We start from the raw sequence: 16,869 nt of genomic DNA on the forward strand, positions 1-16,869 counted from the left end.
CATGATCCACGGGGCTGCGCCCGGTGCGACCGGCTGACTACGATCCGGTCATGGCGGAGCTCCAGAACGAGCGCATGCGCCGTCCCGCCGGGCTCCGGCTGTGGCGCGGCAACGACGACCGCCCGCACTACGTGATCTGCGGGCACGACCCGCTGTCGTACTGGGTGGCGCGGGCCCTGCTCGTCCCGGAGCTGGCCGCCGGCCGGGTCCGGATCACGCTGATCGTCCCCGAGCGCCGCCGGGGCGACGGGCCGGACGGCCGCGAGCTGGACGGCGTGCAGGTCGTCCGGGCCGACCGGCTGGACGAGGCGACCTTCCGCCGGGCCGGCCTGGCCGGGGCGGCCGGGCTCGCCCTGCTGCACCAGGACGACGTCGGCAACATGCACGCCGCGCTCTGCGCCCAGGAGGTCGAGCCGCGGCTGCGGCTGGTGGTCCGGATGTTCAACACCAGCCTCGCCAACGGCCTGCGCGAGTTCTTTCCCGACTCGGCGGTGCTCTCCGACGCCTCGATGGCCGCCCCGGCGTTCGTGGCCGCCGCGCTCGGCGAGGTCGCCCCGACCCACTTCCGGCACGCCGGCCGCACCCTGTACGTCGCCGAGCGCGACGACGTACGCCCGAAGGACGTCGTCTGCGGGCTGGCCGTGACCACCGACCCGGACCTGGTCCGGGTGCTCCCCGCCGACGAGCAGGCGGCCGACGTGGTGCTCGCCGAGGCGACCGGCCAGCCGGCCGGCACCGAGCTGGCCGCCCGCCGGCTGGTCCGGGCCCGGCGGCGGCGGCAACCCCTGGCGGTGCTGCTCCGGGCCGTCCGCAGCTTCGCCACCCGCAAGATCGGGATCGCGGTGATCGTGCTGCTCGCGGTCATCGCCGGGCTCGGCTGGCTCAATGCCCGCGCCACCGACGTGAGCTGGACCGAGGCGCTCTACCTGACCCTGGTGACCACGCTCAGCGGCCAGGACCCGGACGTCACCAAGCCGGCCGCCGCGCAGATCATGCAGGTGGTGCTCAACCTCGCCGGGCTGGCGCTGATCCCGCTGATCACCGCCGTGGTCGTCGACGGCATCGTCAACGCCCGGCTGGCCCTGCACACCGGCAAGATCCAGCCGGACCGCACCGGGCACGTCGTGGTGGTCGGGCTGGGCAACATCGGCACCCGGGTGATGGCGCAGCTGCGTGATTTCGGCGTCGAGGTGGTCGCGATCGACCGGAGCGCCGAGGCGCGCGGGGCGTCGCTGGCCCGGCGGCTGGGCGTGCCGTTGATCGTCGGTGACGCCGCCCGCGAGGAGACGCTGCGGTCCGCCTCCGTCGAGCACTGCCAGGCGCTGGTGGTGGTCTCCACCGACGACGGGGCGAACCTGCGCGCCGCACTGAACGCCCGGGCGCTCAACCCCGAGCTGCGGATGGTGCTGCGCCTCTTCGACGGCGACTTCGCCGAGCGGATCCAGAAGGCGTTCGACATCGGTGTCTCGCGCAGCGTGTCGTACCTGGCCGCACCGGCGTTCGCCGCCGCGCTGCTGGACCGGGCGGTGATCGCCACCATCCCGGTCGGCCGGCACGCGCTGCTGGTGGTGGAGGTGCCGGTGGTGGCCGGCGCGCCGCTGGACGGCCGCCCCCTCTCCACCGTCGCCCGCCCCGGGGAGGTGCGCCTGCTCGCCCACACCCCGGCCGGGCAGCGGACCGACTGGAAGGCCGACCCGCGGATGGTGATCTCGGCGGGGGACCGGTTGACCGTGGTGGCCCGCCGGGCCGGGCTGAGCGCCCTGCTCCGCGAGACCACCCCGGTCCCGCCGCCGGGCCCGACGTCGACGCCGACCGGTGCCCGGACCCCGGCCCGGGGCCGGGGTCCGGCCGCCGGCCCGGCCGGTGCCCCGGTGCCCCGCCCACCCGAGGACTGAGCGGCCGCTGCTCCGGTCAGCGGCGGTGGCGCACGGCGTACCAGAGCGCGCCGAGGCCGAGGACGCCGAAGCCGGCGAGGACGCTGGCCGGCGGCAGGCTGACCGCGAGCAGGAGGCAGCCGACCAGCCCGGCCACCGCGAGCGCCCGCACCGGGAGCTTCCGGCCCGGGTCGCGGCCCAGCGTCAGCGCCGAGGCGTTGGTGATCGCGTAGTAGACCAGCACGGTGCAGCTGGAGAAGCCGATCGCGCCGCGTACGTCGCCGAGCGCCGTCACCACGACCACCACGGCGGCGACCGCCAGTTCGGCCCGGTGCGGCACCTGGTGGACCGGGTGCACCGCGGCCAGGGTCCCGGGCACGTCCCGGCGGCGGGCCATCGCCAGCAGCGTCCGGCCGACCCCGGCGAGCAGGGAGAGCAGCACCCCGGTCACCGCCACCGTCGCGCCGGCCCGGACCACCCAGGCCAGGCCGGGCAGCCCGGCGGCGGTCACCACGTCGACCAGGGGCGCGGCGGACGAGGCCAGCCGGTCCGCGCCGAGCACGCCGACCGCGACCACGGCGATCACCAGGTAGATCGCCAGCACCACGCCGAGAGCGAGTGGGACGGCCCGGGGGATGGTCCGTGCCGGATCGCGGACCTCCTCACCCAGGGTGGCGATCCGGGCGTACCCGGCGAAGGCGAAGAAGAGCAGCCCGGCGGCGGTCAGTACGCCCTGGGCGGAGCCACCGCCCGCGCCGAGCCGGTCGAGCTGCACGTCACCGGCGACCAGCCCGCTCACCGCGACCAGGCCCAGCACGACCAGCACCACGACCACCAGGGCGGTCGTCGCGGCGGCGGTCTTGGCGATGCCGCGCAGGTTCACCGCGGTCACCGCGACCACCGCGGCGACCGCGACCAGCCGGGCCTGACCGGGCCAGAGGTACGCCCCGATGGTCAGCGCCATCGCCGCGCAACTGGCCGTCTTGCCGACCACGAATCCCCAACCGGCCAGGAAACCGGCGAACGGGTTCAGCCGCTCCCGTCCGTACACGTAGGTGCCGCCGGACTCGGGGTAGCGGGCGGCGAGCCGCGCCGAGCTGGTCGCGTTGCAGAACGCGATGAATCCGGCCAGCGCCAGCGCGAGGAGCAGCCCCACGCCACCGGCCGTCGCCGCGGCCGGGGCGAAGACCACGAAGACGCCCGCGCCGAGCATCGACCCGAGCCCGATGACCACCGCGTCGGGTACGCCCAACCGCCGCCGGAGTTGATCCACGAGCGGCACCCTAGAGGGTCGAGGTGAACGGCCGGTCCCAGTCCCGCAACCGGCCGGGCAACGGCACGTCGTCCCAGGGGATCCGGTGCAGCAGCCGGTCCAGCAGCAGGCCGAGCAGCAGCCCGGCCACCGAGTCGGTGAGCCAGTGCCAACCCAGGTAGGTGGTGGTGGTCAGCACCACCAGCGGCGGCACCACCCGCACGACGGTGACCAGCCGGGGTGGCATGCGCCGGCCGGCGGTGCGCAGCAGCGGGGCGAGCAGCAGCGCGATAACGCCGTACCAGACGATCGCGTTGGCCACGTGCCCCGACGGGTAGGACTGGGCGAACCGGACCGGCAGGTCGTCCTGGAACAGCGGCAGGGTCTGCTCGGGCGGCAGGAAGGGGTCCTTGACGCTGGCGCTGGGCGCCGGCCGGGCGGTCCACACCTTGAGCGGGCCGATGGTGAAGAGGGTGAGCACGAACGCCAGCACCGGGGGCAGCACCGGGCGGACCGAGCGGAGCCGGACCGCCAGCAGCACGCCGACCCCGGCGGCGATGAGCGTCAACGGGGTGCCCTGGCCCAGGTAGTTGAAGACCACCGCCGTCCAGTACGCCGCCGCCGGCCGGTGGTCGGCCGCCCAGTCGGCCACCGCCCGGTCGATCCCGAACAGGTGGCCGGTGGCCAGCGCCACGGTCAGGCCGACCAGCCCGGCCAGCAGGAGGACGTCGTACCACCAGCCGGCGGGACGCACCGGGTGGAGCCGTACCCCGCGTACCGTCGTGGTCTCCCGCACGCGATCACGCTACCGGCTCCGGGCGGTGGCCGGCCGGCGTGGGCCGGGCGGGCGATGTGTGCCGAGCCACGAAGGGAAGCGCTCGGCAGGGCACACCCTTCACACTTGTCCCCGTGCGGATCACCTCGGCCCTCGTCGACCCGGCGCTGCTCGACCTTCCCTGGTCGACGCCGTTGGAGCAGTGGCCTGCGCACCACCTGGTCGCGCTGCCGCAGGGCATCTCGCGGCACATCGTCCGCTTCGTCCGCCTCGGCGACTACGTGTACGCGTTCAAGGAGACTCGCGAGCGGATCGCCGAGCGGGAGTACGACCTGCTCCGGGCGCTGGAGCGGATCGACTTCCCGTCGGTGGAGGCGGTGGCGATCGTCGCCGACCGGCAGACCGAGGACGGGGAACCCCTCGAGTCGGTGCTGATCACCCGGCACCTGCAGTTCTCGCTGCCGTACCGGGCGCTCTTCTCCCGTACGCTGCGCCCGGAGACCATGGGCCGGCTGCTCGACGCGCTGGCGGTGCTGCTGGTCCGGATGCACCTGACCGGCTTCTTCTGGGGCGACTGCTCGCTGTCGAACACGCTGTTCCGACGGGACGCGGGCGCCTTCGCCGCCTACCTGGTCGACGCGGAGACCGGGGCGCTGCACCACACCCTCTCCAACGGCCAGCGCGGCGAGGACCTGGAGATCGCCCGGGTCAACATCTTCGGGGAGGCGCTGGACCTCCAGGCCGCCGGGCTGCTGCACGAGTCGATCGACCCGGAGGTGGTCTGCGAGGAGGTCGTGCAGCGCTACGAGCGGCTGTGGCACGAGATCACCTACGAGCAGGCGGTCGAGCGGGAGTCCCGGCACGACATCGAGGGCCGGATCCGCCGCCTCAACGAGATGGGCTTCGACGTCGCCGAGGTGGCGATGTCGACCGCCGACAACGGCCGCTACCTGGTTCGGCCCAAGGTGGTCGACGCCGGCTACCACACCCGGCGGCTGATCCGGCTGACCGGCCTGGACGCCGAGGAGAACCAGGCCCGCCGGCTGCTCAACGACCTGGACGCCTACCGGGTGGAGAGCGACCTGACCGACGAGCAGCAGGCGGCGCACCGGTGGTTGACCGAGGTCTTCGAACCGGTCGTCCGGGCGGTGCCGGCGCACCTGCGCCGCAAGCTGGAGCCGCAGGAGCTGTTCGCGCAGATCATCGAGCACAAGTGGCTGCTCTCCGAGCGCGCCGGCCGGGACGTCGGCATGGGGCCGGCGGTGCAGTCGTACCTGTCGGAGGTGCTGGTGCACCGCCCGGACGAGCAGGCCGTCCTCGGCGTCGAGGTCCCCACGGCCGGCTGACCCGCCGGTGCCCGATCCCGTGGGCTGATGCGGTGCGCTGGGCCCCGCCAGTTACGACTCTCCGTAGTCGAGGGTCTCTGATTACTCGTGGTGACCGGGTCGCGGGGGTGGTGGTCCGGTGGTTACTTGCTTTGCTCTGCAGCCACCACCGCACCACTGCCCTGAGCTGGTGCTTCTGGTCGGGGTTCCGGTGCGGCGGTGCGGCGTCCACTGACAGGGCGTGACCGGCGCGTGGGTGTATGCAGAGCAAAGCGTCCGCACATGAGGTGGGACGTCCGCGCGAACGGTACGCAGCGTGATTTCCGGGCAGGCTGCCCGTGCCGCCGCCCGGCTGCCGTGACGTGGCCCGGGCTGCCGTGCCGCCGGGCGGGCTGCCGTGCCGCCGGGCGGGCTGCCGTGCCGCAGCCCGGGCCGGGGTCGCCGGCTCGGTCACTCCACCCAGGAGCCGCCGCGCATCACCCGCACCACGTTCAGGTCGTCATCGAGGACGACCAGGTCCGCGCGGAGGCCGACCTGGAGCGCGCCGACCTTGCCGCCGAGACCGATCGCCCGGGCGGGGGTGGTCGCCACCATGCGGACCGCGTCGGCGATCGGGATGCCGGCGGTGACGGCGTGCCGCAGCGCCGCGTCCATGGTCAGCGTGCTGCCGGCGATCGCGCCGTCACGGGCCAGCCGGGCCACCCCGTCGGCGACGACGACGTCCTGGCCGCCCAGCTCGTACGCGCCGTCGGGCATGCCGGCGGCGGCCATCGCGTCGGTGATCAGGGCGGCCCGCTCCGGGCCGGCGCTCGAGGTGGCGAAGGTGAGCATGCCGTCGTGCAGGTGCACCCCGTCCGCGACCAGTTCGCAGACCACGTTCGGGGCGTCCAGCAGAGCCACCACCGGGCCCGGCTCGCGGTGGTGCACCGGCCGCATCCCGTTGAACAGGTGGGTGGCGACGCTCGCGCCGGCCGCCACGGCGGTGCGGGTCTCGTCGTACGTGGCGTCGGTGTGGCCGACGGCGGCGACCACCCCGTGCGAGGTGAGCAGCTTGATCGCGTCCAGCGCGCCGGCCCGCTCGGGGGCCAGGGTCACCATCCGGACCGCACCGCCGCCCAGCTCGATCAGCTCGGACAGCTCGTCGGTCGACGGGTCGCGCAGGTGGTCCGGGTTCTGCGCGCCGCACCGCGCCGCCGACAGGTACGGCCCTTCGAAGTGGACGCCGGCCAGCACCCCTTCGCGCACCAGCGGGGCGAAGGCCGCGGTGGCGTCGCGCATCAGCGGGAGCGGTGAGCTGACCAGGCTGGCCAGCAGGGTGGTGGTGCCGTGTCCCAGGTGGAACGCGGCGGCCTGCCGGGCGGAGCCGGCATCCCCGGTGGTGAAGGTGTGCCCGCCGCCGCCGTGGGTGTGCATGTCCACGAAGCCCGGCACGATCCAGTGCCCGTCCCGCTTCGCCGGGTACTCGGCCACCGCGGTGATCCGGTCGCCGTTGATCTCCACGCACCCCTGCCGGACCACGCCGGTCGGGGTCACCACCTTGCCGGTCACCCGCAGGGCCATTGTCACTCCAGACTGTCGAGGGCGAGCAGGGCGGCACCGAGGCAGCCCGCCTCGTCGCCGAGGGCCGCCGCGACCAGGCGCGGCTCCCGGTGGAAGGTGATCCGCTCCCGCAGCGCCGCGCGCAGCGGGTCGAACAGCCGCGCGCCGGCCCGGGCCAGCCCACCACCGATCACCATGGTCTCCACGTCGAAGAGCGCCTGGGCGGTGGCCAGGCCGTCGGCGAGCGCGTCGACAGCCTCCCGCCAGACCCGCCCGGCCAGTTCCTCCCCGGCCGCCGCCCGCTCGACCACCTCGGCGGCGGTGAACACCGCACCGGCCGGGGGTGGGACGGCCATGCGTGCCAGCTCGGTGTATCGGCGGCCGATCGCCGAGGCGGACGAGACCGCCTCCAGACAGCCGGGCCGCCCGCAGCCGCAGCGCGGGCCGCCGGGGCGTACCAGGATGTGGCCGAGTTCGCCGGCGGCGCCGTGCGCCCCGGCGGTGGCCGACCCACCGACCACATGGGCGGCGGCGATGCCGGTGCCGACGGCGACGAAGAGGACGTGCGCGACGTCGCGGCCCGCGCCGAGCCGGGTCTCGGCGAGCCCCCCGACACGCACGTCGTGGCCGAGCGCCGTGGGGAGCCCGAGCCGGGCGGCGGTCAGGTCCCGCAGCGGCACGTGCCGGAAGCCGATGTTGGACGACCAGACCGCCACCCCGGCGGCGTCGTCCACCAGCCCGGGCACGCCGATGCCGCAGGCGATCGGGGTGAGCCCCTCGGCGCGGGCCCTGCCGGCCAGCCCTTCGGCCACGTCGAGGATGGTGTCGACCACGGCGGCGGGGCCGCGTTCCGCGCCGGTGGGGTGTCGTTCGGCGTGCGCGACCTCGCCGTCCGGGCGGACCAGGGCGCACTTCATCCCCGTGCCGCCGATGTCCAACGCGACGACGACCGGCCCACCGCGCTCGGCGGGGGCGTCGGTCACGCGAGCACCACGGACCGGCTGAGGTGCCGGGGCGCGTCCGGGTCGAGGCCCCGGCTGGTGGCCAGCGCGACCGCGAAGCGCTGCGCCAGGATCAGGTCGGCCATCGGGTCGACCGGGGTACGGCCCGCCGCCCAACTGCCCAGCACCGTCCGGCAGCCGTGGTGCCGGCTGTGTACGAACGCGGCGCCGGTGGCCGCCACGTCCTCGGGCAGCCCGTCGGGCAGCTCGCCGAACGCCCAGACCAGCCGGCCGGGGCCGGCGATCGAGATGGGGCCGTGCCGGTAGTCCATCGCCGGGTACGCCTCCGCCCAGAAGGTGGCCGCCTCCCGGCACTTCAGCGCGGCCTCCTGGGCCAGCCCGACCGTCCAGCCCCGGCCGAGGAAGGTGGCCTGCCCGATACTCGCCGGGTCGATCGGCAGCGGGGCCCGGACGGCCACCTCGGCGTCGGCGGCGAGCGCCTCGACGTTGTCGCCGAGGTGGGCGCGGAGCAGCGCCAGCGCCGTGGTGGCGAAGCGGGTCTGCACCACCGACCGCTCGTCGGCGAAGGGCATGGTCACCGCGGCGTCGGCCAGTGCGACGGCGGGGGAGTCGGGGTCACCGACGAGGACCGTGGTGGGCACCCGGCCGCGCAGCGCGGCGAGCAGGTCGATCACCTCGGTCGTGGTGCCGGAGCGGGTGATCGCGATCAGCCGGTCGTAGCGGCGGCCGGCGGGGAACTCGCTGGCCTGGAAGGCGTCCGTCTCGCCGTGGCCGGCGCGCTCGCGCAGCCCGGCGTACGCCATCGCCATGAACCAGGACGTGCCGCAGCCGACGACGGCGACCCGCTCGCCGGGGCGGGGCAGGTCGGCGGTGACGGCGCCGGCGAGCCGTGCCGCCTCCCGCCAGCAGTCGGGCTGGCTCGCGATCTCCGCGTCGACGTACGCCATGAGAACTCCTCGTACGGGGAGGTGGTGCGCAATACGGCTCGTTACAGCCTACTTTCGCGCGTCATTCTGCGCGTACGGGGGTGGCTGTGGCAACCGACACCCACATCGCGCAGGCCGAAGTTTTGCGCCCACGTAGTTTCGCGCACTACTGTGCACGCAATCAATCACCGTTCGTGCAGAGTCAACGGAGGCCCCCGCGGTGGACCGGTACGCCAGATGGAACGCTCTGCTCGAAATGCTGACCGACAACGGCCGGGTCAGCGTCGAGGAGGCGGCCGGGCGGCTGGACGTCTCCCAGGCCACCATCCGGCGTGACTTCGACCAGCTCGCCCAGCAGCAGATGATCACCCGGACCCGGGGTGGCGCGGTCGCCAACGGCGTCTCGTACGACCTGCCGCTGCGCTACAAGACCGCCAAGCACTCCGCCGAGAAGCAGCGGATCGGCGCGGCCGCCGCCGCGCTGGTCTCCCCGGGCACCGTGGTCGGCCTCAACGGTGGCACCACCAGCACCGAGGTGGCCCGTGCCCTGGCCGTCCGCCCCGACCTGAACACCAGCGCCGAGGGCGCCCAGCTCACCGTGGTCACCAACGCCCTGAACATCGCCAACGAGCTGCTGGTCCGCTCGCGGATGAAGGTCGTGGTGGCCGGCGGCGTGGTGCGGCCGAAGTCGTTCGAGCTGGTCGGCCCGCTGGGTGGGGCGCTGCTGCGCGAGGTCACCCTGGACGTCGCCCTGCTCGGTGTGGACGCGGTCGACCCGCAGCTCGGCGCCGCCGCCCACCACGAGGGCGAGGCGGCGATGAACAACCTGATGGTGGCGCGGGCGAAGCGGGTCGTCATCATCGCGGACTCGTCCAAGCTGGGCGGGCACGCCTTCGCCCGGATCTGCCCGGTCGACCGGGTGGAGACGCTGGTGACCGACTCCGGCGCGTCCCCCGAGGTGGTCGAGGCGTTCCGGGCCGCCGGGGTCAACGTCATCTGCGCCTGACGCGGGCCGCCACGACGGCATTGCGCCGTCACTGAGGGTGGTCGAAAATCAGCCGAATCGCCGATGCATACCGGGTATTGCCGCCCGGCGCATACCGAGTATGGTGACCGTCGTCATCCAGCCACCATCGGGGGAGGCGCAGCTTGTCGGCTGTCCTGGAGATCGAAGGTCTACGTAAGACGTACAAGAGCCGCCGGCGGGGCACTCGCAACGCGCTGGACGGCTTCGACATGCGGGTCGAGGCGGGTCAGGTGCACGGCTTCCTCGGCCCGAACGGGTCGGGCAAGACCACCACCCTGCGTACCCTGCTCGGCCTGATCCGGGCGGACGGCGGCCGGATGGCCGTCCTCGGGCACGAGGTGCCGGCCGCGCTGCCCACCGTGGCCGGGCAGATCGGGGCGATCGTGGAGAGCCCGCAGTTCTTCCCGCACTTCTCCGCGCGCGACACCCTCTCCCTGCTGGCCGGCGCCGGTGAGGTGCCGGCCACACGGGTGGACGAGGTGCTCGAACTGGTCGGGCTGCGGGACCGGGCCGGCGAGCGGGTCAAGACGTACTCGCTCGGCATGAAGCAGCGGCTCGCGGTCGCGTCCGCCCTGCTCAAGAACCCGAAACTGCTGATCCTCGACGAGCCGGCCAACGGCCTGGACCCGGGCGGCATCCGGGAGATGCGCACCTTGATGCGTGACCTCGCCGCCTCCGGGATGACCGTGCTGCTCTCCAGCCACATCCTCGGCGAGATCCAGTTGATCTGCGACTCGGTCACCATCATCTCGCTGGGCCGCCGGGTCGCCTTCGGGCCGGTGGACCAGGTGCTCGCCGCGCACTCGCACGGCGCGGTACGGGTCCGACTGGACGCCGCCGAGGACCTGGCCGCCGCCGCCGCGGTGCTCGACCGGGCCGGCGTGCCGGTCACCCGACACCCCGACCACCTGATGCTCAGCGGCGTCGACAAGCCGGCCTCGGTCAGCCGGCTCCTCGCCGAGCACCACCTGTACGTCAGCGAGCTGGCCTCGGTCGCGGTGGACCTGGAGAGCGTCTTCCTCGAACTGACCAACACCGCGCCGGTGCCGGGTCAGCACCGCCAGGTCGACGAGTCCGCGAAGGTCGGCGGGACGGGGCAGCCCGGCGTCGCCGGAGGGGGTTGGGGAGCATGAGTCTGTACGTCACCGAGCTGCGCCGGCTGGCAAAGCGCCGGCTGACCCGGATGCTGCTGGCCCTGCTCGTCGTCGGCCTGGCCGGCATCGCCACGGTCTTCGCCTTCTCCAGCCACAAGCTCTCGCCGGCTGTCGTGGCGCAGGCCCAGGCGGAGTCGGACGCGCAGTACCGACAGGCCGTCCAGGGCTGGCAGAAGTCGGTTGCCGAGTGCGAGGCAGCCCAGGCGCGCGGGGAGCAGACGGAGGAGCGGTACGGCCCGAACTGCGGTCGTGACTGGCAGCCGCAGCCGGAGATGTTCGATCCGACGTGGAACCTGCCGTACCAGTTCGACTTCCGGGCCGAGTTCGGCATCTTCGTGGCCGTCTTCGCCGGCGCTGTCGGGCTCTTCGCCTTCCTGGTCGGGGCGTCGTTCGTCGGAGCGGAGTGGAGCACCGGCGGGATGATGAACCTGCTGCTCTGGCGGCCGAGGCGGCTGGCCGTGCTCGGCACCAAGCTGGCCGCGGTGCTCACCACGCTCGTCGGCGTGACCGTGGTGCTCGGCGCGCTCTGGACGCTGGCCTTCTGGCTGATCGGCACCTGGCGGGGCACCACCGCCAGGGTCACCGCCGGGGTCTGGCAGTCGGTGGGCCTCGACGGGCTACGCGCGCTGGCGCTGATCCTGGCGGTGGGCGCGGTCGCGTTCGCACTCGCCTCGATCGGCCGGCACACCGCGATGGCGCTGGGTGTCGCGGTCGGCCTCGGCGTCGTCAGCGAGATCGGCGTCCGGATCGGCACGGCGATCGCCGGCGTCCCGTTCGGCGACCGGTACGTCCTCTCGACCTACGCGATGGCCTGGTTCCAGAAGCGGTGGAAGCTGGTGGACTACGACTCCTGCCAGTTCGTCCAGGGCGCGTGCGAGCCGAAGGAGATGTTCGTCACCTGGCAGCAGTCGGGTCTGCTCTTCGGGCTCGGTGCGGCCCTGGTGCTGACCGCCGCCTTCTGGCTGATGCGCCGACGGGACGTCGCCTGAGTCGTGCCGCCGCCCGGCGGTGTACGTGGACGGGCCCGCGCCGATCCGGTCGGCGCGGGCCTTCGTCCGCTGCGATCGTCGCCCGCCCTGGTTAGGCTGGGTGTCCCCCTCCGGTCGGCCTGCCCCACCGGACGTCCGCCCTGCTGAGGAGCGCCATGCCCCCCGCCGACGCCGCCCCGGCCGCCGCCGACCGGTCCGAGCCGTCGGCGGGCCGGGCCGTTGCCGACGGGCGTACGGTCCCGCCGCCGCGTCCCGTCCCCCCGGTGGAGACCACCGGCTCCGCGTCGGAGGTCGCCGGGCCGGTGCCGGAGGACGTCCCGCCGGCCTCTCCCGCCGACGCGGTCGCGACCGGTGCGGAGCCCGACGGGGACGCTCGCGCCGACACGCTCACCGAGCGGGAGCAGCGGATCCTGGCCTTCGAACGGCAGTGGTGGCGGCACGCCGGGGCCAAGGAGCAGGCCATCCGGGACACCTTCGGCCTCTCCGCCACCCGCTACTACCAGCTGCTCAACGCCCTGCTGGACCGGCCCGCCGCGCTCGCCGCCGAGCCGGTGCTGGTCGGGCGGCTGCGCCGGCTGCGCTCGTCGCGGGCCCGCAACCGCCGTCGCTGATCACTTCTCGTACGTGCGCAGGCCGTTGCCGAGGGCGAAGAAGGTCGGGGCCCACTCTCCGATGAAGATGCCCCAGCGGTCCGCCCGGGCGACTCCCGCGCGCTCCAGGTGCTTGGAGAGGAACCAGCTGGTGAAGGAGAGCCCGATGCTGACGAACCCCGCCAGGTACGCGTGCTCCGCCTTCAGCCCCGACTCGTGCAACCGTTCCAACATGGCGATCCCCCTGTCGCGTCGTACGGCTCCCCTGGCGCGGCCGGGTCGTCCCGCCGCGTCGGCCCGGTGGTGACCCGGGACGCCGACCGTCTCTGACGCTACCGTCGGTGACGGTGGCGTACCGGTCGGTTTTCGCGATCCTGGGCGGGACGGTGCTTGCCGGACCGGGTGCGCCGAGCGGCGGCGGGCATGGCGCGCTCCGGGCCGGGTAGCCGGGCCGGAGCGAGGAGGGGAGTGGACAGATGGCGGGACCGGAGGCGCGGCACCCGGCGGGGCACACCGTCCGGACGGTCGGTGAGGCGTCCACGATGCGGGTCCGCTCCGCCTCGCTGGCCGCGCCGGGGCGGCTGGAGAACGAGGACGTCGTCTTCCGGCTCGGCCCGCTGGTCGGGGTGCTCGACGGCGCCACGGTGCCGGCGGGCTTCGACACCGGATGCGTGCACGGGCCGGCCTGGTTCGTCCGGCACCTGGCCGCCCGGATCGGGCTGGCGGTGGCCGCGCGACCGGCCGCGACCCTGGTGAGCAGCCTCGCGGCGGCGCTGCTCGCGGTCCGTGCCGATCATGGCGACAACTGCGACCTGGACCACCCGGGCACCCCGTCGGCGACGGTCTGTCTGCTGCGGGAGGGCGTCGACGAGATCGACTACCTGGTGCTCTGCGACAGCCCGCTGGTCCTCGACGTCGGCGGGCGGGTCGAGGTGGTCTCGGACGACCGGCTCGACGTCGCCATGGCCGACCTGCGGCGCATCGCGGCGGGCCTGCCGGCCGACGGGACCGACCCGCAGACCCGGTTCCGGCAGGCGGTGTCGGTGCAGCGGGAACGAATGAACCGGACGCACGGCTACTGGGTGGCGGCGACCGACCCGGACGCGGCGTACCACGCGGTCACCGGGACGCTGCCGCTGCGCGGCCCGGACGCGGTGCGCCGGGCGGTGCTGCTCAGCGACGGCGCCTCCTGCGCGGTCGAGCAGTTCGGGCTCTTCGACTGGGCCGGGCTGCTCGACCTGGTCACCGCCGAGGGGCCGGGCGCGCTCATCGACCGGGTACGCGCCGCCGAGCGCGAGCACCCGGATCGGCTGCGCCGGCACAAGCGCGCCGACGACGCGTCGGCGGTGCTCTGCGAGTTCCCGTCGCGCGACTGACCCGCGCCTTCCGACAGCGGAGCGTGACGTGGACCACCCCCGTGGTCCGACCGGCTGAACCCTGGGGACGGAGGTCCAGTCCACCGTCGAAAGGCTGGACGAGCGCCGGGTGGGACGGCAGACTCCGGCTCGTGAGGGGTGCTGTACGACTGGAGCCGGTGGACGAGCGGAACCTGGAGCCGTTGCTCTCCGTAGCCGTTGCCGAGGCGGAACCGGACGACGTGATGCCCCCGGTCGAGGCCCCGGCCGGCTGGTCGGCGGCCCGCCGGGAGGCGTTCCGTGAGTTCCACCGGGCCAGCTTCGCCGGCCTGGACGGCCCCACCCGCACCCTGATGTACGCGATCCTCGCCGGTGGCGAGGTGGTCGGCATGGTCCGGATGAGTCGCTGCGACGAGCCCGGTGTGGTGGAGACCGGGATGTGGCTCGGCCGCTCCGCGCGGGGGCAGGGTCTCGGCGTGGCCGCCCTGCGGGAGTTGATGGACGCGGCGGCGGCCGCCGGCATGCAGGCCGTTGTCGCCGACACCACGCGGGGCAACGTGGGTGCGGTGGAAGTGCTCCGTAAATGTGGCGCGAAATTGTTGGTTAACGGCGAAAGGGTGCACGCGGAAATCTGTCTCGATGCCACCCCTCCGGTGCTCTGACAATTATCTGCGAGGTCTGATCCGGTCTCGGATCCTCCCTGCTCAACCGGCATGTTGTGTCCGGTTTGCGGCCGTGTGTGCTGCCCTGGCGTCGACCTTCCTATTTTCGTGGTGACCCATTCGGGAACTCGCGGGGAAATGTTTCGTGTAGGGGGTCGCGGGTACTGCCGGCCGGGTCCGCTGATACGGGACACCCGATCGCAGGCCCGCCACGCGCTGATTCCCCGGCAGTTGTCTTCCGGCCTTCGGTGGATCGGGTCGTCCTCCCACCGGGGAGTGAAGGAGAACTGATGAAGAGCGGAATGCGGATCGGCCTCGCGGTCGGTGCCGGATACATCCTCGGGCGGCGCAGGAAGCTGCGTACCGCCCTGACCCTGGCCGCCGCGGTCGCCGCCGGCCGGGCCAGCCGCGACCCGGGGCAGCTGCTCAAGCGTGGCGGTGACCTGCTGAACTCGTCCCCCCAGCTGGCCAACCTGGGCAAGCTCGGCGGCCCGCTCGCCTCGGCCGGCAAGGCTGCCGCGACCGCCGCCGCGAGCAGCGGCATCGACGCCGTCAGCGGGCGGCTGCGCGGCAGCGCCGACGCTCTGCGCCGGAAGTCCACCGGCGGCGCCGGCCCGGACGAGGCCCGCGACGAAGAGGCCCGCGACGAAGTGGGCCGCGACGACCAGGCCCGCGACGACCAGGGCCGCGACGACCAGGCCCGCGACGAACGCTCCGCGCCGGACGAGGAGCAGGAGCTCGACGACCAGCCCGTGGCCGAGCGTGCCGAGCCGGCCAAGCGTCCGGCCGCGAAGCGGAGGCGGTGACCATGGTGACGAACCCCACCGGTGGTCTTGCCGGCAAGGCCCGTGACCAGCTCGGCAGCGACCTGAAGGACCTGGCGTCCGCGATCGGCGAGCGGGCCGTCTCGGTGGTCACCGAGCGGTTGACCGGCGCCACCGGGCGGCTCAGTGAGTACGCCAGGGACGGCGGCGGCCCGGGGCTGATCGCCGCTGCGACCGGTGCGCAGAAGTTGGCCGAGGGCGACTCCCCGATGAAGGCCATGTTCCAGGCCGGCCTGGCCGGCGGTAAGGAGAAGCTGATGTCGGCGTTCGGCGGCGGCAAGGGTGGCAAGGGCGGTGGCAAGAAGCTCAAGGTCACCAACATCGTCGAGACGATCGAGGTCGGCGTGCCGGTCCGGGCCGCGTACAACCAGTGGACGACCTTCGGCGACTTCCCGAGCTTCATGAAGAAGGTCGAGCAGGCCGAGAACGACTCGGACGAGAAGATGACCTGGAAGGCCCAGGTCTTCTGGTCGCACCGGAGCTGGGAGTCGACCATCGTCCGGCAGATTCCGGACAAGCTCATCCACTGGCGGTCCAAGGGCGAGAAGGGCACGGTGGACGGCACCGTCAGCTTCCACGAGCTGACCCCGGACCTGACCCGCATCCTGGTCGTGCTGGAGTACCACCCGAAGGGCCTCTTCGAGCACACCGGCAACCTCTGGCGGGCGCAGGGCCGGCGGGTGCGGCTGGAGTTGAAGCACTTCGTGCGGCACGTGATGACCACCACCGTGCTCGACCCGGACTCCGTCGAGGGCTGGCGGGGCGAGATCGAGGACTCCCAGGTGGTCAAGGACCACGAGACCGCGCTCCAGGAGGAGCAGGAGGCCCGCGAGCAGGCCGAGCAGGCCCGGGCCGAGGAGCCGGAGGCCGAGGAGGAGCCGGAGGAGGAGCGCCGGCCCGTCGCGCGTGGCCGCCGCCGGCCGCCGCAGCGTCGTCGTCCCCCCGAGGAGGAGGAGTACGACGACTACCACGAGGGCGAGGACTACGACGAGGGGTACGACGAGGAAGAGCCCGAGGAGGAGCAGCCTGCGCCGCGTCGGCGTCAGCCGGAGCGGGCCCGCCGCCCGCAGCCCCGTGCCGAGCGGGAGCCCCGCGAGGAGCGTCCCCGTCCGGCCGCCCGTCGCCCGGAGGCGCCCCGCCGCCCGGTGGTCCGTCGCCGGCGTGAGGAGCGCGGCGAATGACGATCGCGACGACCAGCGGGGGCGGGCAGCCCGGCAGCGCGTTGGAGCGCGGCGGCAGCGGGGGCAGCGGCGGCACGTTGGCCGACGTGGTGGAGACGGTGCTCGACAAGGGCGTCGTGATCGACGCCCAGGTCTCCGTCGCCGTGGTCGGCATCCAGTTGCTGGAGATCAACGCCCGGATCGTCATCGCCAGCGTCGAGACGTACCTGCGGTTCGCCGAGACGGTCGACCGGCTGAACATCGTCCCCGAGGACCAGAAGGGCCTGCCCGACCTGGTCGACGGGGCGACCGGGGCGGTCACCAAGGGCAAGGCGATCTCCGGCCTCGGCAAGGCGGCGCAGGAGATCAGTGGCGCGGTGGTGGACTCGTTGGGCGACCGGGGATCCGAGCGGGAGCGGGAGCGCCCGCGCCGACGCCGGGACGAGGAGCGCTGA

General features: G+C 73.8%; 17 protein-coding genes. 11 read left to right on the plus strand and 6 right to left on the minus strand.

Annotated features, from left to right (window positions below):
- Positions 1-50: 50 nt before the first annotated feature.
- The gene (locus tag GA0070560_RS19620) at positions 51-1,895 is read left to right on the plus strand and encodes a potassium channel family protein (RefSeq protein ID WP_091299800.1); all 1,845 of its coding nucleotides are present in this window, start codon (positions 51-53) and stop codon (positions 1,893-1,895) included.
- Between the two features lie 16 nt (positions 1,896-1,911).
- Here GA0070560_RS19620 and GA0070560_RS19625 read toward each other — a convergent pair whose 3' ends face one another.
- Entirely contained in the window at positions 1,912-3,147 is a 1,236-nt protein-coding gene (locus tag GA0070560_RS19625; RefSeq protein ID WP_091300110.1) for an APC family permease, read from the minus strand.
- A gap of 10 nt (positions 3,148-3,157) precedes the next feature.
- Entirely contained in the window at positions 3,158-3,922 is a 765-nt protein-coding gene (locus GA0070560_RS19630) for a phosphatase PAP2 family protein (protein WP_091299803.1), read from the minus strand.
- 113 nt (positions 3,923-4,035) lie between these two features.
- On the opposite strand from GA0070560_RS19630, the gene GA0070560_RS19635 reads away from it, so the two are divergent.
- Positions 4,036-5,247 carry a DUF4032 domain-containing protein gene (locus tag GA0070560_RS19635; protein WP_091299807.1) on the plus strand — a complete coding sequence of 404 codons (1,212 nt, stop codon included), beginning with the start codon at positions 4,036-4,038 and terminating at the stop codon, positions 5,245-5,247.
- Between the two features lie 429 nt (positions 5,248-5,676).
- Here GA0070560_RS19635 and nagA read toward each other — a convergent pair whose 3' ends face one another.
- Genes nagA through GA0070560_RS19650 form a run of 3 tightly spaced genes read right to left on the minus strand, consistent with a single transcriptional unit; the run spans position 5,677 to position 8,674 of the window.
- Positions 5,677-6,786, minus strand: a complete 1,110-nt coding sequence (nagA, locus tag GA0070560_RS19640; protein WP_091299811.1) for an N-acetylglucosamine-6-phosphate deacetylase — start codon at positions 6,784-6,786, stop codon at positions 5,677-5,679.
- 2 nt (positions 6,787-6,788) lie between these two features.
- Positions 6,789-7,748, minus strand: coding sequence for an ROK family protein (locus GA0070560_RS19645; RefSeq protein ID WP_091299815.1), 960 nt, complete (start codon positions 7,746-7,748; stop codon positions 6,789-6,791).
- A complete protein-coding gene (locus tag GA0070560_RS19650) occupies positions 7,745-8,674 on the minus strand; it encodes an SIS domain-containing protein (protein WP_091299818.1) in 930 nt (309 codons plus the stop codon). The genes GA0070560_RS19645 and GA0070560_RS19650 overlap by 4 nt, the downstream gene beginning before the upstream one ends.
- Positions 8,675-8,873: 199 nt before the next feature.
- On the opposite strand from GA0070560_RS19650, the gene GA0070560_RS19655 reads away from it, so the two are divergent.
- The 4 genes from GA0070560_RS19655 to GA0070560_RS19670 all read left to right on the plus strand — a co-directional run bounded on the left by GA0070560_RS19655 (position 8,874) and on the right by GA0070560_RS19670 (position 12,434).
- The gene (locus GA0070560_RS19655) at positions 8,874-9,659 is read left to right on the plus strand and encodes a DeoR/GlpR family DNA-binding transcription regulator (RefSeq protein ID WP_091299821.1); all 786 of its coding nucleotides are present in this window, start codon (positions 8,874-8,876) and stop codon (positions 9,657-9,659) included.
- Positions 9,660-9,889: 230 nt separating this feature from the next.
- Entirely contained in the window at positions 9,890-10,813 is a 924-nt protein-coding gene (locus GA0070560_RS19660; protein WP_170839496.1) for an ATP-binding cassette domain-containing protein, read from the plus strand.
- Positions 10,810-11,823: an ABC transporter permease subunit gene (locus GA0070560_RS19665; protein ID WP_091299826.1), complete on the plus strand. Its 1,014-nt coding sequence runs from the start codon at positions 10,810-10,812 to the stop codon at positions 11,821-11,823. Before GA0070560_RS19660 ends, GA0070560_RS19665 begins: the two co-directional genes overlap by 4 nt.
- A gap of 155 nt (positions 11,824-11,978) precedes the next feature.
- The gene (locus GA0070560_RS19670) at positions 11,979-12,434 is read left to right on the plus strand and encodes a DUF3263 domain-containing protein (protein WP_091299830.1); all 456 of its coding nucleotides are present in this window, start codon (positions 11,979-11,981) and stop codon (positions 12,432-12,434) included.
- On the opposite strand, the gene GA0070560_RS19675 is transcribed toward GA0070560_RS19670, so the two are convergent.
- On the minus strand, positions 12,435-12,647 hold the full coding sequence (locus GA0070560_RS19675) for a hypothetical protein (protein WP_091299833.1): 213 nt from the start codon (positions 12,645-12,647) through the stop codon (positions 12,435-12,437).
- 242 nt (positions 12,648-12,889) lie between these two features.
- Between GA0070560_RS19675 and GA0070560_RS19680 the strand changes: the two genes are divergently transcribed.
- The 5 genes from GA0070560_RS19680 (at position 12,890) to gvpJ (ending at position 16,869) form a co-directional block, all read left to right on the plus strand.
- On the plus strand, positions 12,890-13,789 hold the full coding sequence (locus tag GA0070560_RS19680; RefSeq protein ID WP_091299837.1) for a hypothetical protein: 900 nt from the start codon (positions 12,890-12,892) through the stop codon (positions 13,787-13,789).
- Between the two features lie 131 nt (positions 13,790-13,920).
- A complete protein-coding gene (locus GA0070560_RS19685; protein WP_091299840.1) occupies positions 13,921-14,430 on the plus strand; it encodes a GNAT family N-acetyltransferase in 510 nt (169 codons plus the stop codon).
- Positions 14,431-14,720: 290 nt separating this feature from the next.
- On the plus strand, positions 14,721-15,236 hold the full coding sequence (locus GA0070560_RS19690; RefSeq protein ID WP_091299843.1) for a hypothetical protein: 516 nt from the start codon (positions 14,721-14,723) through the stop codon (positions 15,234-15,236).
- Positions 15,237-15,238: 2 nt separating this feature from the next.
- Entirely contained in the window at positions 15,239-16,435 is a 1,197-nt protein-coding gene (locus tag GA0070560_RS19695; protein ID WP_091299846.1) for an SRPBCC family protein, read from the plus strand.
- A complete protein-coding gene (gvpJ, locus tag GA0070560_RS30095) occupies positions 16,432-16,869 on the plus strand; it encodes a gas vesicle protein GvpJ (protein WP_091299850.1) in 438 nt (145 codons plus the stop codon). The genes GA0070560_RS19695 and gvpJ overlap by 4 nt, the downstream gene beginning before the upstream one ends.

This window comes from Micromonospora halophytica, assembly GCF_900090245.1.
In the GTDB taxonomy this organism is placed as follows: domain Bacteria; phylum Actinomycetota; class Actinomycetes; order Mycobacteriales; family Micromonosporaceae; genus Micromonospora; species Micromonospora halophytica.